The organism is Alkalimarinus alittae, from assembly GCF_026016465.1.
In the GTDB taxonomy this organism is placed as follows: domain Bacteria; phylum Pseudomonadota; class Gammaproteobacteria; order Pseudomonadales; family Oleiphilaceae; genus Alkalimarinus; species Alkalimarinus alittae.
Map to the genome: position 1 here is coordinate 4,051,101 of NZ_CP100390.1, position 21,088 is coordinate 4,072,188.

At 43.0% G+C, this 21,088-nt stretch carries 25 protein-coding genes; 12 read left to right on the forward strand and 13 right to left on the reverse strand.

Annotation, left to right across the window (positions count from 1 at the left end):
- Positions 1 to 38: 38 nt before the first annotated feature.
- From NKI27_RS18305 to NKI27_RS18315, 3 genes are read right to left on the reverse strand one after another with little or no spacing between them, the layout of a single operon-like run.
- Positions 39 to 995, reverse strand: coding sequence for an NADP-dependent oxidoreductase (locus NKI27_RS18305; protein WP_265047451.1), 957 nt, complete (start codon positions 993 to 995; stop codon positions 39 to 41).
- Positions 982 to 1,674: a tRNA-uridine aminocarboxypropyltransferase gene (locus tag NKI27_RS18310; RefSeq protein WP_265047452.1), complete on the reverse strand. Its 693-nt coding sequence runs from the start codon at positions 1,672 to 1,674 to the stop codon at positions 982 to 984. The genes NKI27_RS18305 and NKI27_RS18310 overlap by 14 nt, the downstream gene beginning before the upstream one ends.
- The gene (locus NKI27_RS18315; protein ID WP_265047453.1) at positions 1,674 to 2,189 is read right to left on the reverse strand and encodes a GNAT family N-acetyltransferase; all 516 of its coding nucleotides are present in this window, start codon (positions 2,187 to 2,189) and stop codon (positions 1,674 to 1,676) included. Before NKI27_RS18315 ends, NKI27_RS18310 begins: the two co-directional genes overlap by 1 nt.
- A 219-nt stretch (positions 2,190 to 2,408) precedes the next feature.
- Between NKI27_RS18315 and NKI27_RS18320 the strand changes: the two genes are divergently transcribed.
- The 6 genes from NKI27_RS18320 (at position 2,409) to NKI27_RS18345 (ending at position 9,404) form a co-directional block, all read left to right on the forward strand.
- Positions 2,409 to 3,431 (forward strand): amino acid ABC transporter substrate-binding protein, encoded by a 1,023-nt coding sequence (locus NKI27_RS18320; RefSeq protein WP_265047454.1) that lies wholly within the window; start codon positions 2,409 to 2,411, stop codon positions 3,429 to 3,431.
- Between the two features lie 85 nt (positions 3,432 to 3,516).
- Entirely contained in the window at positions 3,517 to 4,728 is a 1,212-nt protein-coding gene (locus tag NKI27_RS18325; RefSeq protein ID WP_265047455.1) for an amino acid ABC transporter permease, read from the forward strand.
- A gap of 10 nt (positions 4,729 to 4,738) precedes the next feature.
- Positions 4,739 to 5,845 (forward strand): amino acid ABC transporter permease, encoded by a 1,107-nt coding sequence (locus tag NKI27_RS18330; RefSeq protein WP_265047456.1) that lies wholly within the window; start codon positions 4,739 to 4,741, stop codon positions 5,843 to 5,845.
- A 9-nt stretch (positions 5,846 to 5,854) separates the two neighbouring features.
- A complete protein-coding gene (locus NKI27_RS18335; RefSeq protein ID WP_320109437.1) occupies positions 5,855 to 6,628 on the forward strand; it encodes an amino acid ABC transporter ATP-binding protein in 774 nt (257 codons plus the stop codon).
- 36 nt (positions 6,629 to 6,664) lie between these two features.
- Positions 6,665 to 7,036 (forward strand): VOC family protein, encoded by a 372-nt coding sequence (locus NKI27_RS18340; RefSeq protein ID WP_265047457.1) that lies wholly within the window; start codon positions 6,665 to 6,667, stop codon positions 7,034 to 7,036.
- A 304-nt stretch (positions 7,037 to 7,340) separates the two neighbouring features.
- On the forward strand, positions 7,341 to 9,404 hold the full coding sequence (locus NKI27_RS18345; protein WP_265047458.1) for an MFS transporter: 2,064 nt from the start codon (positions 7,341 to 7,343) through the stop codon (positions 9,402 to 9,404).
- Between the two features lie 95 nt (positions 9,405 to 9,499).
- Here NKI27_RS18345 and NKI27_RS18350 read toward each other — a convergent pair whose 3' ends face one another.
- A complete protein-coding gene (locus tag NKI27_RS18350) occupies positions 9,500 to 9,766 on the reverse strand; it encodes a DksA/TraR family C4-type zinc finger protein (protein WP_265047459.1) in 267 nt (88 codons plus the stop codon).
- A gap of 90 nt (positions 9,767 to 9,856) precedes the next feature.
- On the reverse strand, positions 9,857 to 10,834 hold the full coding sequence (locus tag NKI27_RS18355; RefSeq protein WP_265047460.1) for an AlbA family DNA-binding domain-containing protein: 978 nt from the start codon (positions 10,832 to 10,834) through the stop codon (positions 9,857 to 9,859).
- A 190-nt stretch (positions 10,835 to 11,024) separates the two neighbouring features.
- On the opposite strand from NKI27_RS18355, the gene NKI27_RS18360 reads away from it, so the two are divergent.
- Positions 11,025 to 11,489 carry a DUF695 domain-containing protein gene (locus NKI27_RS18360; protein ID WP_265047461.1) on the forward strand — a complete coding sequence of 155 codons (465 nt, stop codon included), beginning with the start codon at positions 11,025 to 11,027 and terminating at the stop codon, positions 11,487 to 11,489.
- Between the two features lie 104 nt (positions 11,490 to 11,593).
- Here the strand turns inward: NKI27_RS18360 and NKI27_RS18365 are convergent, their stop codons facing one another.
- The 6 genes from NKI27_RS18365 to NKI27_RS18390 form a co-directional block, all read right to left on the reverse strand.
- A complete protein-coding gene (locus NKI27_RS18365; protein WP_265047462.1) occupies positions 11,594 to 12,154 on the reverse strand; it encodes a PEP-CTERM sorting domain-containing protein in 561 nt (186 codons plus the stop codon).
- 162 nt (positions 12,155 to 12,316) lie between these two features.
- Positions 12,317 to 12,754: a CBS domain-containing protein gene (locus NKI27_RS18370; RefSeq protein ID WP_265047463.1), complete on the reverse strand. Its 438-nt coding sequence runs from the start codon at positions 12,752 to 12,754 to the stop codon at positions 12,317 to 12,319.
- A 193-nt stretch (positions 12,755 to 12,947) separates the two neighbouring features.
- Entirely contained in the window at positions 12,948 to 13,139 is a 192-nt protein-coding gene (locus NKI27_RS18375) for a hypothetical protein (protein WP_265047464.1), read from the reverse strand.
- Between the two features lie 84 nt (positions 13,140 to 13,223).
- Positions 13,224 to 13,976: an alpha/beta fold hydrolase gene (locus tag NKI27_RS18380; RefSeq protein ID WP_265047465.1), complete on the reverse strand. Its 753-nt coding sequence runs from the start codon at positions 13,974 to 13,976 to the stop codon at positions 13,224 to 13,226.
- 14 nt (positions 13,977 to 13,990) lie between these two features.
- Positions 13,991 to 14,662, reverse strand: coding sequence for a hypothetical protein (locus tag NKI27_RS18385; RefSeq protein WP_265047466.1), 672 nt, complete (start codon positions 14,660 to 14,662; stop codon positions 13,991 to 13,993).
- 93 nt (positions 14,663 to 14,755) lie between these two features.
- Entirely contained in the window at positions 14,756 to 15,355 is a 600-nt protein-coding gene (locus tag NKI27_RS18390) for a DUF2238 domain-containing protein (protein ID WP_265047467.1), read from the reverse strand.
- A 125-nt stretch (positions 15,356 to 15,480) separates the two neighbouring features.
- On the opposite strand from NKI27_RS18390, the gene NKI27_RS18395 reads away from it, so the two are divergent.
- Both NKI27_RS18395 and NKI27_RS18400 read left to right on the forward strand, forming a co-directional pair.
- A complete protein-coding gene (locus NKI27_RS18395; protein WP_265047468.1) occupies positions 15,481 to 15,909 on the forward strand; it encodes a PilZ domain-containing protein in 429 nt (142 codons plus the stop codon).
- Positions 15,910 to 16,158: 249 nt separating this feature from the next.
- The gene (locus NKI27_RS18400) at positions 16,159 to 16,368 is read left to right on the forward strand and encodes a cold-shock protein (protein ID WP_265047469.1); all 210 of its coding nucleotides are present in this window, start codon (positions 16,159 to 16,161) and stop codon (positions 16,366 to 16,368) included.
- A 167-nt stretch (positions 16,369 to 16,535) separates the two neighbouring features.
- Here the strand turns inward: NKI27_RS18400 and NKI27_RS18405 are convergent, their stop codons facing one another.
- On the reverse strand, positions 16,536 to 17,393 hold the full coding sequence (locus NKI27_RS18405; RefSeq protein ID WP_265047470.1) for a LysR family transcriptional regulator: 858 nt from the start codon (positions 17,391 to 17,393) through the stop codon (positions 16,536 to 16,538).
- A gap of 13 nt (positions 17,394 to 17,406) precedes the next feature.
- The gene (locus tag NKI27_RS18410; RefSeq protein ID WP_265047471.1) at positions 17,407 to 18,327 is read right to left on the reverse strand and encodes an MBL fold metallo-hydrolase; all 921 of its coding nucleotides are present in this window, start codon (positions 18,325 to 18,327) and stop codon (positions 17,407 to 17,409) included.
- A gap of 439 nt (positions 18,328 to 18,766) precedes the next feature.
- Between NKI27_RS18410 and ppnP the strand changes: the two genes are divergently transcribed.
- The 3 genes from ppnP to NKI27_RS18425 all read left to right on the forward strand — a co-directional run bounded on the left by ppnP (position 18,767) and on the right by NKI27_RS18425 (position 20,949).
- The gene (gene ppnP, locus NKI27_RS18415) at positions 18,767 to 19,048 is read left to right on the forward strand and encodes a pyrimidine/purine nucleoside phosphorylase (protein ID WP_265047472.1); all 282 of its coding nucleotides are present in this window, start codon (positions 18,767 to 18,769) and stop codon (positions 19,046 to 19,048) included.
- A 72-nt stretch (positions 19,049 to 19,120) separates the two neighbouring features.
- The gene (locus NKI27_RS18420; protein ID WP_265047473.1) at positions 19,121 to 19,876 is read left to right on the forward strand and encodes a glutathione S-transferase N-terminal domain-containing protein; all 756 of its coding nucleotides are present in this window, start codon (positions 19,121 to 19,123) and stop codon (positions 19,874 to 19,876) included.
- A 191-nt stretch (positions 19,877 to 20,067) separates the two neighbouring features.
- Positions 20,068 to 20,949 carry a 1-acyl-sn-glycerol-3-phosphate acyltransferase gene (locus tag NKI27_RS18425; RefSeq protein WP_265047474.1) on the forward strand — a complete coding sequence of 294 codons (882 nt, stop codon included), beginning with the start codon at positions 20,068 to 20,070 and terminating at the stop codon, positions 20,947 to 20,949.
- Positions 20,950 to 21,088: the final 139 nt, after the last annotated feature.

Consider the following 21,088-nt stretch of genomic DNA (forward strand, 5'->3'; position numbering starts at 1 on the left):
GTGGCGCGCCTGCTCAGAGATTCATCAGCCTTCCTATGTTACATAGTAAGCACTAACTTACCTCGAACATGCCCGCCTTCTAGTTCTGCATGTGCCTTTTTGGCATCTTCCAAAGGAAACGGCTGATCAACATGTACCTGTACATCTGCTGTGTCAATCAACTCTGCAATATCAGCTAACGCTTGTTGATCAGGGTGTACCGTCAACCCTGCGGTTTTAATCCCCAGCTTGTCCCCTTCTTTTATAATTTTTTCAGCCGTAACGGTCGGTACCGTCACCATTTGACCTGTTGAGGCTAGCACGCCTAACGACCAGTGGCCGACATCTCCCCCCATGGTATCCAACACAAAATCAAGTCCATAGCAGGCATCTACAAAATCTGTTCGGGTGTAATCAATCGCTTCATCAACACCGAGGGTATACAAGAAATCATGATTCCGACCCGATGCAGTTGCGATAACATAGGCACCACGCGCCTTAGCAAACTGAACCGCAAAGTGACCAACCCCCCCTGCCGCAGCATGAATGAGGACTTTATCCCCCTCTTTAACAGAGCCCACTTCAAATAAAGCCTGCCAAGCGGTTAAAGCTGCCAGCGGAACACCTGCTGCAGCAATAAGATCGAGATTGTCTGGCACCTGACACAGCAACTCTGGTGTTGTAATAACGTATTCCGCATAAGCGCCGCCCTGTAAGGGAAACCCAATCATGCCCATCACCTGATCACCCACTTTCCAGTCGCGACAATCATCACCCACTGCATCCACTACACCGGCGATATCGTAACCCGGTACCCATCCGACTTGATCGTCTAATTGCGCCTTAATCTTTCCGGCTACAAAACCTAATCCTTTACGGGTTTTGTAATCAATCGGGTTAAGACCCGCCGCTGCGACTTTCACTCTAACTTCGTTTCCCTTGGGTTGAGGTGTGTTTCTTTCAGCTAGCGTTAATACGTCTACGTCACCAAAACAGGTGTATTCAATTGATCTCATGATGATATTCCTTAGTTAAACGTCTCATTTGCTCGCTTTCGACTTTTATCCCGTGCCCGCTGCGTGCTGCCAGATAATGCTGACTAAACACGTGAAAATAATCTCGTAACAACAGCGCATTAGCCTTTTCACCTGCCAAATCAAGTAACTCCGCCGCAACCTCTGCTGTGCACAAGTGATGCGCTTGCCCCCCTCGCCTCAGATGATATTGAGATAAACACGCAGGGCTCAACGATAGTATAGGCAAATGGTTCAGATAAGGGCTTTTTCTAACCATTTTTACCGCTTGTTGCCAGGTCGCGTCTAATAAAATAAACACATGCTTCTTATTAATAGCTTGCCCAGTAGGCTCCACCAACATACTAAAAGGCTTAATTCTGTCAGCATGAACGCTGTCTTCTGCGGGATACACTAACCAATATTGATAATGAGGGTTTGTCAGTTGTTGACTGAGCTCTGGGTCTATCTCAGTGCGAGACCAAGTATAAACATGTGTAGTCGCTAAACAGTCTGCTATCAATCGCCCCGTATTAGTCGGCTTTCGATACTCGGTCGCATGCGTTAACAAACAAAACTCAACCGCTGATGTTATATTCGGCCTGTACTGACAAATACAAGCAATCTTCAGTAGCCTGCAATCTTTGCAGTCGCTTTCGTTAACATCCGGCGTCTCATCCATTAGGTATTTATACCGTTATAGTTTCTCACCATAATCAGAATATCACGCCCCTGCCTAGAATAGTTTTCAAACGGAACCCGAATAAATGCTGGAGTATCTTCTGGCGATATTAGCCTAAAGTCTGTTTGTGAATAAAATTGCTCGAGCCATGAAAAGGGATAACACCAACACTCATACGCGTCTATCTGTTCAACAACATATTCCATAAACCGGCGACCAACGCCTGTCCGTCTATGTTCGGGCAACACAGCAAGACTTCTGAGTAATAACCGGTTCTGAGACACGCTACCCCCCCCCTGAGAACGCACCAATACAGGGCACAACCTAACTGCAGCAATAATTTTAGCGCCAAGCCTAGCCACATAGACACTATCTGTACTCTGTGTTTTGCCTTTTTCGCCCGCCTGCTTGTAAAAACGGTTAGCTAACGGATAGGCAATAGGCATGAGTTTCTCATAGGTCATTATCACTGGGTTCATAGCATTAAAGCCGTTGCTTTCACTGTCTTTGTTCAAATTTAGAATCCTGTTTCAGTATACAAAACACGCTATAAAAAAGTGCAAATGGCATATTAAATGCTACTGTTAAATATGCTCATAAACTAAATAGTGAAGTGTTACCAATGGTGTAATACTCGCTCTATCATAGTTTAGTTGTGTAGTTTAGTGATGTGCTAACCTCAAATTTAGCCGTGTTTTTACGCGCTAATACATAAAAAGAATAGGGTAAAGGAAATGAAAATTAAAAATATAGCGATGACATTAGCCGCTGCCGGTTTAGTTTTTTCAGCACAGGCCAGTATAGCAGGCTCCACATTAGATTCAGTTAAGAAAAAAGGCGTCGTTAGCTGCGGTGTGAGTACCGGATTAGCAGGTTTTTCTCAAAAGGACGAGAAGGGACAATGGAGTGGGCTCGACGTGGATGTTTGCCGAAGTGTAGCGGCGGCTGTATTAGGTGATGCAAGCAAAGTTCAATATAAACCTTTAACGGCTAAAGAACGTTTCACTGCGCTTCAATCTGGCGAAATTGATATTCTTTCACGAAATACTACCTGGACTCATACACGAGACACCTCACTAGGCTTGAACTTCGCGGGCGTTATTTATTATGACGGCGCAGGTTTTATGGTAAACAAAAAACTGGGCGTTTCATCCGCCACTGAATTAAACGGTGCCAATGCATGTATTCAAGCAGGTACCTCAACTGAACTGGCTATTTCAGATTACTTCCGCGAAAACAAAATGGAATACAAAGCGGTAACGTTTGATACCTCAGATCAAACGCGTGCAGGCTTTGAGTCAGGTCGATGCGACTTCTTAGTATCTGACCAATCTCAACTATATGCTCTTCGTATCGGCCTCAAAAATCCAGCAGGTGCAATCGTATTACCTGAAGTGATTTCTAAAGAACCACTAGGGCCGGTTGTTCGTCAAAATGATGATGAATGGTTTAACGTGGTTAAGTGGGTCGTTAACGCTTCTATCGAAGGGGAATACCAAGGCGTCACCTCAGCTAATGCCGCTGAAATGAAAGCAAAGGGTAACCCAGGGCAAAAACGCTTATTAGGGTCAGAAGGTGATCTAGGTGAGAAACTGGGCTTACCTGCTGACTGGGCTTACCAAGTGATTACGCAAGTGGGTAATTACGCTGAGTCTTTTGAGCGCAATGTAGGCCAAGGTTCGCCTTTGAAAATTGCTCGTGGTTTAAACGCACAGTGGAACAAAGGTGGGATTTTATATTCACCCGCAATGCGTTAATTCATACTGAATGATAAAAAGGGCGGCAAATAAAGAGCGCTCTTTTTATCGTCATTATCTTTCTGTCACTCAAAAAGACGTTTTTATGTTTTCAAAAAAAACAGCAGAACAAATAAAATTTGAGACGCGCCCTAACAGGGTTGGTGCAAAAGCTTTTTATAATAACCCCAAATATCGTGGCTGGATTTACCAATCGGTCTTATTTGTTTTTCTAATTGGTTTTTTCTACAGCATCGTTTCTAACACCTTAGACAACATGTCAGCTCAAGGGATCAAAAGTGGATTTAGCTTTTTAAATACGTCTGCGGGCTTTGATGTCTTGATGTCATTAATACCCTTTGACACCACAGACAGTTATCTACAGATTTTTATCATCGGTATTCTAAACACTATTTTAGTCTCGGTAATAGGCATTATATTTTCGACAATTTTAGGGTTTATTTTCGGTATTGCTTACTTCTCTCGCAACTGGCTCATCAATAAAATCGCAGTTATTTACGTTGAGATATTTCGCAACATCCCCGTTATTCTTCAAGTTATTTTTTGGTATACCGTTTTTAATGCCTTACCCATAGCACGGGAGAGCCTCAATCTTGGAGACGCAGTGTTCTTGAATGTAACCGGGTTATATTTCCCAAAATTGGTTGGAGAAAGCGGCTCAGGTGTTGTCTATGGCGCTATTGTCGTTGCCATTTTGGCCATATTTGCTATTAAACGCTGGGCGAAAAAGCGACAAGAGCTCACCGGCGAGCAATTCCCTATATTGTGGACCAGCTTAGGTATCTTTTTCGGTTTACCATTGCTAGCTTTACTGATTACTGGACTCCCCTTTCATTTAGATTACCCCGCACTTAAAGGCTTTAACTTTAAAGGCGGCATATCCGTCATTCCTGAGCTCATTTCGCTAGCCATAGCGCTATCGGTCTATACTGGAGCCTTTATCGCTGAGGCTGTTAGAGCGGGTATTCAATCAGTTCCCCAAGGGCAAACAGAGGCGGCAAGAAGTATTGGTTTAAAAGAAAGTAAGATTATGTCGCTAATTATCGTGCCCCAATCAATGCGAGTCATTACGCCAATGCTTAATAGTGAGTATCAGAGCCTTGTCAAAAACACCACTATTGCAACGGCCATTGGTTACCCTGAACTCTTTACGGTCTTCGCTGGTTCGGCACTCAATCAAGTCGGGCAAGCAGTCGAGATTATGTTTATGACACTGGCGATTTATTTCGTCATCAATATGGTGATCTCCTTAGTGATGAACCACTTCAATAAACGTACCGAGTTAAGCGCTCGCTAAGGAGGATGGAATGTCAGTAAAACAATTTAAACCATTACCAGCCCAACCAGCGCCAATCATGACGGCGGGGCCTATAGCATGGGTACGCGACAATCTTTTTTCATCTACGTTTAATATCATTGCAACGATTCTTATTATTGGCTCATTAGTCGCCGTTTTACCTGGCATGATTGACTGGTTATTTATTTCAGCCAACTGGAGCGGCACCAGCCAAAGTGACTGTGTTAAAGATGGTGCCTGTTGGGTATTCATTAGTGCTTGGTCACAGCAGATATTTTATGGCAGCTACCCAACCGATGAACTATGGCGAGTAAATCTTTGCCTATTCCTTTTGGCGGGCGTGATTGCCTTGTCATTTATTCTCCCTGATCGTTTACGTAATAAAGTAGCCGTTCCAGCCTTTCTCTTGCTACCGTTTATTGGTTTGCTGTTTTTAGATGGCAGTATGATCGGCTTACCGCAAGTCACCACAAACCTATGGGGCGGCTTTTCTTTAAACGTTTTGTTGGCCGCCGCCAGTATTATTATTGCGTTCCCTTTTGGCTTTTTATGGGCTTTAGGTCGACGCTCTGATATGCCGTTTGCCCGCTCTGTGAGCGTGACCTGCATAGAATTTTTTCGTGGAACGCCCATATTAGCGTTATTTTTTATGGGCTCAGTCATGTTGCCGTTGTTTTTCCCCGCTGACGTCAACGTCGACAAACTATTAAGGGTGTGGATTATACTGGTCCTGTTTATGTCTGCTTATATGGCAGAAGTCTTTAGAAGTGGCTTTCAAGCGATTCCCAGCGGTCAATACGAAGCCGCTGACTCTATTGGGTTGGGCTATTGGCAAAAAACACTATTAATTATATTTCCGCAGGTCATTAAGGTATCGATGCCGAATATCTTAGCCACCTTTGTCATGGTCTTTAAAAACACCGTATTTTTATTGGTGATAGCTGTGCCTGAAATGCTGCAAGTCATTATGTCTGCGCTAAGCAATTCAAACTGGTTAGGTGGCCACGCGATCGAAGGCTACTTATTTGTCGCCTTTATATTTTGGGCGTGCTGCTTCAGTATGTCATTGCTCGCGACCTCCATCGAAAAGAAACTAGATACTAGTCATAACAAGTAAGGGTTTATCATGTCTGCAGGTAACCAAACAAATCAAAGCACCGATGACAAAGACATTATTGTTATCAAAGACCTCAATAAGTGGTATGGCGATTTCCATGTTCTTAAAGATATCAATCTAACGGTAAAAAAAGGCGAACGCATTGTGGTCTGTGGCCCATCGGGCTCAGGCAAATCCACCATGATTCGTTGCATCAATCGATTAGAACAGTTCCAACGTGGTTCATTAACGGTGAATGACGTTGAAATGATCGATGACGTCAAAAATATAGAAGCAATTCGACGCGAAGTGGGCATGGTGTTTCAGCACTTTAATTTATTCCCTCATTTAAGCATCTTAGATAACCTGACCCTCGGCCCTATTTGGGTTCAGAAAAAATCTAAGCAAGAGGCTGAAACCATCGCGATGAAGTATCTAGAGCGAGTCAAAATCCCAGACCAAGCACACAAATTCCCAGGGCACCTATCGGGTGGCCAGCAACAGCGTGTTGCTATCGCGCGCTCACTCTGCATGGCGCCAGAAATCATATTGTTTGACGAGCCAACCTCTGCGTTAGACCCTGAAATGATTAAGGAAGTATTGGATGTCATGGTCGAACTAGCTGAAGAAGGTATGACCATGATTTGCGTAACCCACGAGATGGGCTTCGCAAAAAAAGTCGCGGATAGAGTTATATTTATGGATAGCGGCGAAATTGTGGAGCAAAATACGCCTCACGAATTTTTTGATAACCCTGAAACAGATCGCCTGCAATTATTTTTAAGTCAAATATTGCAGCATTAATTGTTTACTTATATCCAATAATAAAAAGGAATAATCATGCTCAGCTATGCAACCATCGGCGTAACCGATTTAAATAAATCAGAGGCTTTTTATACTGAACTGTTGGCTCCCATTGGCGCTAAAACGCTGATGAAAATGGATCGCATTATATTTATAGGCAAAAGCATGAAAGAACCCATGTTGGCCATTTGTATCCCCTTTAATAAAGAAGAACAGCATTGTGGTAACGGTAATATGATCGCTATCGCGCCAGGCTCAATAGAAAAGTGCGACGAGTTATACAACAAAGCCATTGAGCTAGGCGCAACCTGCGATGGCGCACCTGGGCAACGTATTCCTGATCTATTTTATGGTGCTTACTTCCGAGATTTTGATGGTAATAAAATCGCATTCAATCACTTTGGTTAACCCGCCCTTTTCAAGCATAGATAGTGTCTATCCAGAAACACCGTAACGGCATCTTCTTGTCATCCCTGCCTCCGCGGCGATGACAATCGTTTCTGGATGGTTCCTAACTAGCCCCTATATTTCAAAGCCTCCTACGCTAGCTTGCTCTAGCAAACCGCCCAAAAAAACATAAAGCCTTAACCCACCCTGATTGTTACAATGCAAAAACAGTCAAAAGGTTTCTCAGCTTGTTTAAGTTATCTGTTACAACTACCCTTTATTATTACCTATTAGTCATTATTCAACATTGGGATAAGGAGTCGGAGTGGTTCATACCATTAAACCGTTAACGCAGCTTTTTTTAAGCTGTTTTATTTTCATGGCTGGCAACGGTTTAGTGGGTCTATTAATCCCCATGCGCTTATCGGTAGAAGCGATTAGTACCGATACAATCGGTTTAATTCTATCTGTTTACGCTATTGGTTACCTCCTTGGCGCAAATTATTCAAAGCAAGTTATCCATAAAGTTGGGCACATTCGAACCTTTGCGCTTTGTGGCAGTTTGATGTCTTTTGCCATTCTCATTTGCGCATTAACGATGGACTTATGGGTCTGGGGAGCGATGCGCTGTTTAATGGGGTTTGCGGTCGCCATTGCGATTGCCACGTTCGATGGCTGGTTAAGTCAAACGACGAGTAAGAGTAACCGCGGGCAAGTTTTAGCGTTCAACCAAGTGGTTGTTTTTAGCGCTATCGCCATCAGTCAGTTTTTTATCCTGCTTTCCCCTCCGAGTACCACCACCTTATTTATTTTCGCGGGAATCTTATTCTCTATTTCTATCAGTCCACTGGTGGTCGGCAGAATACATGGCCCGGCAATGGAAGAGTTTGAAAGCTTGCCGCTCCGCCAAACATTCAAGATTTCACCGTTAGGCGCCGTGTGCTGCTTAGCCTGTGGTTTGATTTATGCCGCCCTGATCAACTTGCTCCCCCTTTACGCGGCAGCTTATGGGGTGGTGGACTTAGAGCTATCTATTTTGATGGCTTCGGCCATTGCTGGGGCGGTTATTATGCAATTACCGATAGGCTATTTATCCGATCGTTACGACCGCCGTCATCTGATATTTACCATGGTGGCAATTATCGTTGGGCTAAGTGTGACGTTTCCCCTAATCTTCCAGCTCGGCTTATTAATTCCAGCCTATATCATCATTGGTGTCATGAGTGGGCTTGTGCTTTGTCTTTACCCTCTAGGCATTTCTGAAACATTTGATAAAGTCCCACAAAGCCAAATGGTGGGGGCAATGAGTTCATTGCTTGGTTTCTATGCCATCGGCAGTATTTTCGGCCCATACTCGGGCTCGTTAATGATGGAATATTCAGGGCCTCAAGGTCTGTTTATTACGTTGTCCTCTCTTGAAGTTCTGCTGTTAGGGTTTGTGTTCTACCGAATAAAGGCACGAGAAAGCCTACCGTTGGAGCAGCAAGAAAGCTTTGTTATGACCTCACCAAACTCTGTAGTGCCCCATTTGGACCCTCGAACCGTGTACGAAGACTCAAGCACAGAAACCTCTCCTATGGTAGATTCTGTGATTCAGCTAGCGCTAGACAACCCGCAAGCCGCCGTTAAGTTAGCCCAAATGTTTGTTAAAAATGATCACGACCAAGCACAGGCGATAGCCGCTGCACTTTCTGAGCAAGAGAGTATTGGCATTACCCAAATTTATAAGGCCATCATCGAACAAGCACCTGAATTAAGTGCCGATATCGCCGATACACTGGTTTCAGCACACCCTGAGCAAATGGAGCAACTGGTTGAATTTATTATGCAAGGGGATAACGACAACCGTAATGCAATATTGTTAGCTATTGCGAATTCATTACCTAACTTTGGTAGTGCCGCCATTCAAACGGCAGTCGATAATATTGGTGACGATCAAAGTGAAGAGTTATTGGAATTAACAGAAGAGTATTTCCAACAAGTTCATGAAGAAGCATCTCAAATGCGCCCTGCTGACCTAGCGGCCGAAGACCCTCAGCAAGCGGCGGCTGAAGTGTTTAGTCACATCATTGAATCTGCCACAGAGCAGCATAATGAGCTAGCACACAAGGCGTCAGAAGCCATGCCTGAAGCGTCTGAGATGGTGGCAGAAACCTATATAAGCAACTTGATAGATCAACAGGATGAAGCCCCTGAGGAGGAACAGCAACAGGAGCTCGGGGAAGCGATCAGCAACTATATGGAGCATGTCGTAGAGAATCAGCCAGAGCAAGCAACAGACATTGCAGCCACCATTGTTGAACAAGCCCCTGAACATGCCTCTGATGTTGTTGAAATATTACAATCAACAGGCGAAGGCGAGATCAGTTCGGAGATCCCAAAGAAATAAACCTTTAGCTATTATGTATAGTCACAAAAATCGCACCAAAGTAGTGTGCCTGTTGTCTTTTAATACATTGTTAATAGACAACAGGGTTAGCTGGATTACCTGAGTTGGCTGTCCTTACTGCCACGACGATTAATACCCCCGCTAGAGGGTTCTTTACCTTCAGCGCTCGATTGACAGGAAACACACAGCTGAACACCAGAGACCGCTTTTCGCCTAGCCTCAGGGATAGCCTTGCCGCATTCTTCGCAAAACTTAGCACTCTCACCGGATTGAATATTACGCCTTGCCTGCGTTACTGCGTCTTCGACATTCGCATCGATTTGATCTTGTACTGCACCATCACGAGCCCAACCACCAGCCATATTTAACGCCTATTTCATGAATGTTCACGCACAGACTATCTTCATTATAGGTTAACTTTGAAGACGCCACCAAAAGCCACGTTACTTAGTTCAATGGGGTATTTCATTACTCGACACAATACCCAACGCGTCATTAACCCACCCCATTAGCTTTTCAGGTTCGATATCTGGGTAGATGCGCACAATAATGTCAGCAAAATCAGCGAGCAGGTCTGGATTATCTTTCTCTTCGATCATCAATGCCATTTCAAGCACTTGCTCTCGTACACGATGACAAATGGGGTCTTCTACCTGCAAATGGTTTAATAACGCATCTACCTTTAAGTTAATATTATCCATTCGCCCTGCCAATTCTCGATACTTATGGTCTAGACCATGTTTAAGCCGTTGTATTTTTCGTTCTACTTGGTGGTCATGGCGCTTCGACGACTCAGTCTCCAGTTTAAGATCCATAAAACGTCGATAAAGTTCATTTAGTATATGAGCGGTATCTTTGTCTAGCCGGGTAATGTCATCGATCATCTGATCAACCCCGGTGCGCAATTCGCTATCCATCACCGCCACCTGCTGTTCTAACTTACTGACGGCATACTTAAAGCGTTGCAAAAACTGATCACTTTCTCGTTCCATAAACAATTGCAACATATCGCCCGGTTGCAGTGCTCGATTACGGCCATCGGCACGCAGGCTATATTCACCCGATGGGCTACAATAAGGTTTTTGCGAACCTGAAGGGATATCAATTCGAAGAATGGGTCGTTTATTTAGGTTTTCACTATATAACTGGATCATAATCGGAGGGACGCAGCTCAGTGCTTTATTTTGAATCTGTAGGCGCGCTTTATCGCTAACATCACAGCCAACAATTCGCCCTCTCTGCAAGCCTTCATCAGAGGTGTACTCTTCAACCCCCACCAGCACCGTGCCTCCAGACCGAGAGTTAGCAAACGCAATCAACGTTTTAAGTTTTACCCCTTCCAAATCACGTTTAAAATCAACATCGAAACCCTCTGAGTGATTCAGCAACAGCTTTGTTTTTTTACTCAAGCGCTTAAATTCTGTTTTCATGACCGGCCCGCAGCCCAATTCAACACTTTAAATCTATCATTTCTTACAATACCCTATGATCCGGTATAATCAAATATTAACCCGACATTCAAACCGAGGTGAGGTTTTTAACGATATTATAGGCTTAGGTATTACAAGCTTAATCATCGTAAAATGCTTCATGCTGCAAAGAACGATAGAGAGAATACACGTGACCAACACTAAATTTGTCGTACCAGAGCCATCTTATACCCTCATACAACGAGAGGATGAGGGTGCGCAAGTGTATGCTGCGGTAAATACAACTCTAGCAACGCTCGAAAACGATCAACGCCAACTCTTTAGCTGGCAGCTTTCATTAATTTTGGAGTTACGAACAGAAGATGACAAGGGGCTGACCTTGCCTGAAGAGTCAAAAGAGATTGAGCCTTTCTGTCAGCAGCTTGAAATAGATTTGCGCGAAGGCGGAAACGCCATACCATTAGCTAGAATAACCTGGCGTAAAACACGAGAACTATTATTCCGTGTTTATAACCCAGTACAAGCAGATGAGTTAATAAAATCGATTATCGAAGCTGAAACTAATCCACGCCCATTTAGCTATTCGATAGACCCCGATGAACATTGGAAACTGACCGATATTTACCTTAAGCAATTTGCTAACACTAAGTCTTAGCCAATATTAAGTCTTAAAGAAATATCTAATAAGAAGATACAGATAACAACAGCGCGGTATGGTTTGCGACTATCATGCCGCGCTGTCGTAACTATTTCGGGTGATTATGCCTTCTTCCGAGAAAAAGCAAACCCTAATAGAGCAAGCGATAACAATGCAAAAGTACCCGGTTCAGAAACCTGAGTCGCTTCACCACGTCCCCACAGTTTCATATTAGACAAGCCTCCGCCGCCACCTTGCAGCTTATCATAAGACCAAGTACCACTTGTTTCGTTTGCCGTAATAACCCATGCAAAATGGTCTGGATCACCCCCTCCATTACCAACATGTATTGAAATCACCGCTTCTGCAAACGTATTCCAAAAGTCATTATCAATAGCCCATGTGCCTTCAACATGCTTTCCACCCCAACTGCCTGATGTCAGCATTGTTGTTAAGTAGCTATCACTGCCATTCCCTTCTAATGAACCTTCACCACTCCAAGATCCACCATAATGGCCGTTAATAGTACTACCGTTACCTTTTGTGTTCCCCGCCCCCGTCTTACACTCTTCAGCTGAGTCTAAGGTCGCAGTACGATCTGCGCCACCGCAGGTAATCGGCATTGCCGATACGTTAGCGGCAGCCAACAACAATAAGGGTACCCAGAATAAATTTTTCATCATGTGCGCCTTTATTTGAATAGTTTTTTATATAATCCCCACTATAGATTATGCAAATAAACAGCCACAAATAAGAATATGTTTAATTAATAGTTGTTGCACCACCTGCTTACTTAACACTTCATCGCTTAATGTAAAGTTTTCTGACACAAAACCACACATAGCCTACTTTCGCTTCATTTGTTTTTCGGCGCTAAAGATGTCATCTAACGCCTGAAGCAAATCAACCGCTGATAACATGCCTACTAACTGCTCATCTTTATCAAGCACGGGGGCCGCACCAATTTTATGCTCCAACAATAATTTAACAGCCTTGCTCAAGGTGTCATAGGTATGAATACAAAAAACGTTTTTGATCATGATGTCACCAACGTTGAGATCATCATTTAGATCATAGATATGGCTAATATCAGGCGCTTCATCTACCCAATCAGGCCTTCTCAGGGCTCTATCACTAACAATACCCAATAGTTTTCCATTATCAACAACGGGCAGGTGTCGAATTTCCTTCTCCCGCATTAAAAAGAACGCTTCACGTACACCGACACCTGAAGTGACAGAAATCACTTTAGGCGACATATACTTTGAAACCTTTGTAGTCATAACGCTCTCCGTTTTCGCATAACCCTTATTACGTGTTAAGCGACGCCATATTGGGTGACTTAACCACTGTGACCCATACTAATCTGTGTATTAATAATAGCAAGTAGGCAAGCAAGCCAACTTAATAGACGCCACCTACCTTAATTGCTTTAAACCTTAGTTGCTTTAAACCTTAGTTGCTTTAAAGGCTCAGCTAATCGTCAGGTTCATCAAGGCCTAGTAATGCAGACTTATACTTTTCAACACCGGAGAAATCAAAACCGCTGTCATCACCCAATACCTCTGGATCATAGCGAATACCACAACCGGCTTTAACGGTTTTGGAGGTATCTACTTCACCAGTATTAGAGCTTTCTATGGTTTCGTCGTTGGTTTTGTCTGTCATATGAACCTCCCCTGATTCCGCTTCGCTACATCAAGGCTACGATTATACGAGCGCTTCGCTTAGCACTATATCTATAGCCGCTTTTTACGCTTTAAGGTCCAAAAACCGCTCACAAATTCTAACAAACAATTCTGGTTTTTCGGCATGGAGCCAATGACCCGTATCTGGGATTATTTTCATCTCGATATTAGGGAAGAGTTGCAAAACATGCTCACGATGCTGGCGTTGTATATAGTTGGACTTCCCTCCGGCTATAAACAACACCTCTCCATCAAAAGGTGCCTTTGAAGACTGCCCTGCCATAATGTGTTGGTAGTTCTTACAAAGGGATTTAAGGTTCATTTTCCAACTGAACCCTGAGTTACCGTTTTTCACCAGATTTTTTAATAGAAACTGACGAACGGCCGTAGTCTTAACCGTCTTTGCCAATAACTGGTCTGCCTCACCTCTTGACTGTAACTCGGTTAACGGAAGCGATAACAGCCCTTCGAATATCTCATTATGGTGTGGCTCATATTTCACCGGTGCAATATCCGCAACGATCAATTTATTCACTCGCTCAGGGAAGTTTAATGCCAAATGCATGACAGCCTTCCCCCCCATTGAATGCCCCAAAAAGTGACAGCGAGTGATGCCACAGCTATCAAGGTAGCCGATGATATCGCCAGAGATTGCCTCATAAGTATGCACATCACTATGAGGGGAGCGGCCATGGTTTCTCACATCAATAGCATGAACTTCATACTGGTCTGATAAACCGCGAGCAATCATACCTAGGTTTTCTAATGAGCCGAATAGCCCATGAACCAATACAATGGGCTCACCTTGCCCGCTCACTTTATGATTTAGCCTTAACACCAAAATGCTAACTCACCTAAAGAGGTTGATTTGAGCAGATACTCTGAATTATTTTGTTTGGCCAGTAGCTGCACCTCAGCCAATAGCTCAACGTTGTTAACTTCGTTAGGACGAATAAATGAGTGCGCAGAGACGTATCCCCACATTTGTTGCAAGGCATTCTTTAAATCAGGTTGGTGTGGCTCAGCTCTTATTGCATGTACCACTTCGAGAAGTAAATCATCAAAACCAATCTGACGAGTCGCCACTTGCTGCCCCATACTGATAAATGCACTGTGATTTCTAGCCATAATCGAGTAGCGGTAAATAGCCCAGACCTCTCGCTCATTTACGGGTACAGCAATACGGCCGTGCAACCCCCTTTCGTTGCGTTTCAACAACATTTGTAATTGATCTTTTAGCGGCTCTTGCAAACGAGCAGGCCATATTACTGTACCCTCATAGACATTCTGATACTCAGGCGTCGCAATATCCCTCAGGCGCATTTCAGCAATGAGTTGATTAAGTCTTACAACGAGTGCCTCTTCATGACTCACCCAGTGCGCAGGCAACCGTCTTTCTCTGCTAGTTTGATCATTAATCAACCCAGACAGCAGTCTCATTTGTTCTGTCAGTAGCTCATCATCAAGAAAGCCCGCATCAAGGTCCCAAATTTGATTCATCATCCATCCCTTTTTATCATTCTAATGTCTACAGCAATCCACAAGCTAAACAGATGCATCATTCTAAATATTATATTTTTTCTAGACACTCAATTTCTATAAAATCTTGGCTATTTGCTTATCATGTACTGATTTGAGCAAGGCTACGGCAAATATAGCGCCTATTAAAGCTAATAGCATATCTGACTGGGTATCCCAAACAAAGCCTTGCGTGCCCAAAAACGACTCCGCAGCCTCATCAGAGAGCAATGCAACCCACCACTCTATCAGCTCGTAAAAAGCACTGATTGCAAGGCAAATAGATACAACGATAAATCCTAACCAAGCAGGCTTATTAATCACCTCCTGTCGTATCAAAATCTCTCTGGCAATGATTGCAGGTACAAAGCCCTGAGCAAAATGCCCCACTTTGTCGTAATTATTTCGAGTTCCACCAAAGCACTCAGAGAGCCAATCAAATAGCGGCACTTCGGCATAAGTGTAATGCCCTCCCACCATCAAAATAACACAGTGAACCAATATCAATCCGCTACAGAGTCGGGTTAACGGAAACTTTTTATAGCTCGCCCCTATTATCACAATGGCGATTAATGCAGGCAGTACTTCTAAAAACCAGGTGTAATAATCTTTAGGTGAGATCGCCGACCAAACAAAAACCAGTAAAAATACCACGCCCCATGAGGCCCTGTAAGGCATATCACCTCCCTCTAATTAAACTATAAACCGAACAGTTAGTTTAAGAGTGATCTAACGTTAGTGCTAATCTTTTATAAAAAGTAATGCTAACCTTTTATTTAAACATAGGAGAAGGAATCACCTTCATGACAAATGACAGCATCAATCCAGCAAAACTAAAAAGTGAACGTCGTCGCTTTAGAAGGCACCCAGCATTAAAGCTAAAAGCCGAAGTTAAAATAAAAAAAGGGCTTTTTGGTCAATGGGTCGACGTAGAACCCCGCGATTACAGTAAGCGTGGTATGGCGATTGAAACTGAGTACGCATTTGAACCTGAACAACCTATCACCTTGAATATAACGCTTGAAATGGAAATTGGGGATATTCAAATAACAAAAATAGAAGGGATCATCAAAAATAAACTTAAGGATACCCCGACGCCACGCTACGGCGTTGAGTTTGATTACACAGCCAATCGCCACATGAAAACAACCGAAACTCAGTCACAACTAGGTCGAATTGAGGGGATTTTAGAGCGAAGCGAGAACTTACGACTGAGAATCGAAGATCGATAAACAATAATTTAGGCAAGATTTTCCCTATTTACCTATGTTTCAGCTGATTTATCACTATTAAACCAAAGTATCATGAATAATTATTTGTTTATTTTTTATCTAAGGACTAAACTTTGATATTGAAAATTGGCAGTTTAAACAAGCATTGGTTTTTTAATCATTACTTGCTGACATTTTCATCAGGATATTTTTGGGTATTTCCAAAAATTGAAAGCATAAATTAGTTCGTAAAGTTCAAGGTTATTTAGAATGTCAGAAAAGCAATCAGGAACCGTTAAGTGGTTCAACGAGTCGAAAGGTTTTGGTTTCATTCAGCGTGACAATGGTCCAGACCTATTTGTTCACTTCAGCAACATAGCTTCCGACGGGTTCCGTACTCTTCAGGAAGGTCAGGCTGTTACTTTCACTGAAGGTACAGGCCAAAAAGGCCCACAAGCTGAAAACGTATCTCCAGCTTAAGGCTCGTCTGACGTTCTGTTGATCGCTTTTTTGTTAAGAACTTTCAGTCCTTACCGACATCGTACCAGCAGACATTAGTGTCAGAATTCGTAAAAGGGGCCTTGTGCCCCTTTTACACTTTTTTAGCTCTATCTTTTTAGCTCAAACTTTTCATTTCAGCGCTTTCACTACTCGCTCATTGATACTTTAACAAGCCCCTGCTTGACACCTTTAATACTTGGATTTTCTAAATTCTTTATTGGTATTGCAACGCCGACAGTTCGCCGGATCGAATGCATGCCCACAACTTCGCTTAACGCTTTCACAACAAAACGGTGCGAATAATCTGCCGTTTGAGGCAATGGCACTATAGCAACACCTACCCCCGCCTCAACCAATGATAACGCCCACTCTTCATTATCCACTGATGCTGCAACATTAACGCTTATCTCATTTGTCCTTAAAAACTCAGTCCACTCCGCGCTGCGGTCACAGTAAACGCGTTCGATAATGCTCTGCCCATCCAAGTCATCTAGAGAAATTGGATGCTTATACGCCAACGAATTTTCAGCAGGAATAATCAAGCAGTACTGATCTTGCCAAAGCGGTATGAACACATCATCAACAGAGGCATCCCGCTCAACCGTCAAACGAATGTCTGCTTGCTCAGTTTGATGTATCAGTCGCACATCTAACAAACTATCAATACGTTTTAGTTGGCTTAATAATTCATTCAAATAAGCAAATGCAATCGACCGTGCAACTGAAACCGTTAATAGCCCGTTCTGGGCTCGGTTTTTAAACAGTGATTGAACAGAGCGAGCATGATTTAAAAGGCCTTTAGCTTCTCGGTAAAAAACATGCCCTTCCTCGGTTACTTTCACGCCTCTCGGTTGCCGAGTAAATAGCGGCACCTGCAACTCACCTTCTAATTTATTGATGGCATGAGATATAGAAGGTTGAGCCACAAAGCACGCCTCAGCCGCTGCGGTTATACTGCCTTTTTCTACCACGGCAACAAAATACCCTAAAGCCTTTAGATCCATAAAATATACCGTTTCAAAAAAGAAAATTGGGGAATTTTGGCAACTCTGCTGCCACTAACTCATCATGAGCAGGCACAATAGTGAGCGCGGGGTTTCGATTGCTTAAATCATGGATAGACTGTATTTGTGTTAAGTTTTTGTCGTCATCCCAATTAAACTGAACTAACCAGCTTAAAAAAGCAGGTCGCTCAGCATTATCAATCACACCTTTGATTGTCCAAGTGGTATCCCCGATAAAAAAGAAACGCTTTCCTGAGCTTATCGTCAGAAATATACCCACCTGGCCCGCCGAATGGCCAGATATATCAACTAACACCACGGAGCCATCGCCATATATATCGAGACTTTTCTTAAAGCCTTCATATTCATTTTCAGCTAACGCTATAAATTGCCAATTTATTGTCTCAGCGTCCATTTGAGAATGCAGAAACGCAGGTGCAGCACCTGCCATTGCCTGATCATATTCTGCTTTTTGAACCCATAAAGGCACATTAGGAAAGTCTTCTATTCCACTAGCATGATCCCAGTGAAGGTGCGTGGGAACGATACACTTTAACCTTGAAAGATCATAACCGGCTTGCTTTAGCTGTCTAATAGCAGGGTTATGATCGGTATAGCTAAAGAGTTGTTGATCAAAAAAGCCATTCTCTTCGAACTGCTCTTCAATATTTTCTCCCAGCCCAGTATCGATGAGAATATCACCTTTAGGGTGACTGATGAGCACCACATTTTGGGCTAAATGCCGCCGTTTAAACAAACTACCAGAACTCACTACCATCGCTTCCTGAGCGCCCGCTGAGCTAGCTGTTTTGATCACTGAAAACCCTATCTCGTCGGCAGCATAGCTGGTAGCCGCTGAAAGAATACCTAAACACGCCACTAGAAACACCAGCATGTAACGTCGAGTATTGTGCTTCTCTACTACACTTTTCATATGCATTTTAAATCCTTTTTCTCTTTCATACAGTTGATCACTGGATTTTATCCGACCGACAAGCCATAAATATAATATTATTTTTATAGTATATATAAATAAATATTCTATACCTTAAATACTATTAGCACTCAAAGGCACACTTAATTAACTTTCTTTAATGCGTTGGAAACACTGCAGATAGTTGCGCTGAGCTACTATAGCCTTAACAGTTTCGAAAAGAGGTAGATGTCATTTCGCCACTGTGCTCTTTTTCATCATTGTGCAAATTGTTGTTGCTCCCTTCAAGCACACACTCTTGACTCCTCGGTCCCCGCAGGAGTCTTTTTTTTGTCTGTTTGGTTGATTATTTACAAAACGTAACGAAAAGAAGACGCCACCCTAAAGGCTCGGTATAATCCCATCAAAATTATTACGCGAGTTATCGGGAGATAAACACATGTTAAACGTAAATCAATACTTTGACGGAAAGGTTGCTTCAATCGGCTTAAAAACCAAAGACTTACCTGCAACGGTAGGCGTTATGGTGCCAGGCGAATACACCTTTGGAACCGAAAAACGTGAGTATATGACCGTCATCAGCGGCGCTCTAACCGTTAAACTACCTGGTGAAAGTGACTGGAAGACGTTTTCTGAAGGCGAGACGTTCATTGTAGAAGCCAATCAAAGCTTTGATCTTAAAGTTGAAATCGATACAGCCTACCTTTGTAAATACGAATAATTAGCCGCTAAGTGCATACGCCCGGCGAGTTGAAATACTTATACAGGCCGGGCAACATCTAAAGGACACCGTATGAAGCACACCCTCAACATCATTACCTCAACGCTAGCCTCAAGCATTCGCTCATGGAGAGGTACTTCTGCGAGTAAAACGAGCCAAGCCCCCGCCAAAACATTAATGTTATTTGATCGTGAAGGGTGTCCTCGATGCAGATTTGTTCGAGAAGCGCTGACAGAACTTAACCTTGATGTTGTCATAATGCCCTGTCCTAAAGGTGGAAAAAAAATAGGTCAATTAAAACAAGAAACCGGTTACTCTGAGGTGCCTATTTTAATTGACGAAAACACCCACCAAAAAATTCAAGGTGCAGAAGCTGCTGTTAACTACTTGTTTGAAGAATATCGTGGCAAGCGTCCTCCTAAACAGTTAATCGCTAATACACTGAATCAGTTTGCCTCGTCTATGGCAACAGGCATTCGTTTTAGTGCTGGCATGCTCGCCAAGCCTTCTAAGGGTGCAGAAAAAAAACTGACCCTATACAGTTTTGAGTCCAGCCCCTTTTCAAGACCTGTAAGAGAGTTGCTTTGTGAGCTTGAACTGCCTTATTTGCTAGTAACGCTAGGTAAGCAGCAAAAATCAGACATGGGCCCAGCTAACTTCAGGTTTACCCGTAAACCTTATAAGCCTCTAGCCAATAGCAAAAGAGATGCATTTTTTAAAGTTCATGGTAACGTACAGGTTCCCTACCTTGTTGACCCTAACACGCAAGTCGCATTGTTTGAGTCTGCTGATATTCTTCAATATCTAAACAAAACATATGCGGCTTAAATAGTCCCTTTAAATTTAACTCAGTACCCCTAAGCGGTGTTTCTAATAGACGAAAGTCAATGCAACACATTAGCAATACCCATACGATTTGTTACAGCAAATTAAAATATTCTCTCTATAATTAGAGAAGGTAAAACCAAATTTAGTTACAGATAAGATACCATTGGTCTTGTCAGTTAAGGTGAGCAATTATGTCCAAGAAAGCACTAGAGATACGTGACAAAACCATATTTGACGGTATTTTCGTTAAATACATTCTTAAATTTTTATACTCGGTATGGTTCAAAATATCAGGGTGGAAAACCACTGGGTCTGCCCCAGATGGTGCTGGTATTACTATTGCGGCGCCACATACATCAAATTGGGATATCGTTTACGCCTTAGGTGCTGCGATATTACTTGATGTTAAAATTTATTTTTCTATAAAAGATAGCTGGTGCCGCATTCCTGTTATTGGTCGCATCATGCTATGGATGGGGGCTATCCCTATTGACCGAAGCTCAAAAGGCCAAGGCCAAGTTCAATTAATTAGAACATTTGTTGAGCGCCATAAAAACAGCCGCATATTTTTCTTGTTCACACCTGAAGGTACAAGAGGCGAAGTAGACCGCTGGAAGACTGGTTTTTATCACATTGCTGAAGAATGTGATTTACCTATATTTTTAGCCAAAGTCGATTACCGCACTAAGGTCTCAGGTGTCTTCCATTCGTTCAAGCTAACCGATAGCAAAGAAGCGGATATAGAAGCGATTCAGGAGTCATATAAAAGTGTTTACGGTAAGTTTCCAGCACTTCAGTATCCTGCTTACTCAGGGCCATTACCTGAGATAACACAACGAGAAATGGTAGTCATGTTCGCTATGCACTCTTTAAAAGGCATGGCAACTCAGGCAGAAATAGCTGCCAGAGCCAAGTTTGATGAAGTGAATGCCGAAATGCTTGATTTCTTAGTCGAAAAAGGCATTTTAGAAAAAATAGAAGAAGGTAAAAAAGCAATTAAATATAAGATGACCTCTGCAGGAAAAGGCTTCTTGTTACACCTTGCGCCGACCTTGGCACAGCCTCAGAAGTAAATATCTAATACATAGCAGAAACCAAAAAGGAGCAGCCGCAAGGTCGCTCCTTTTTTTGTGCACATATAAACTGCTTCGCGGCTGAGAGCAGCACCTACAAAAAATCAGTACACAGTGGATTTCTATTTGTAGGAGCCAC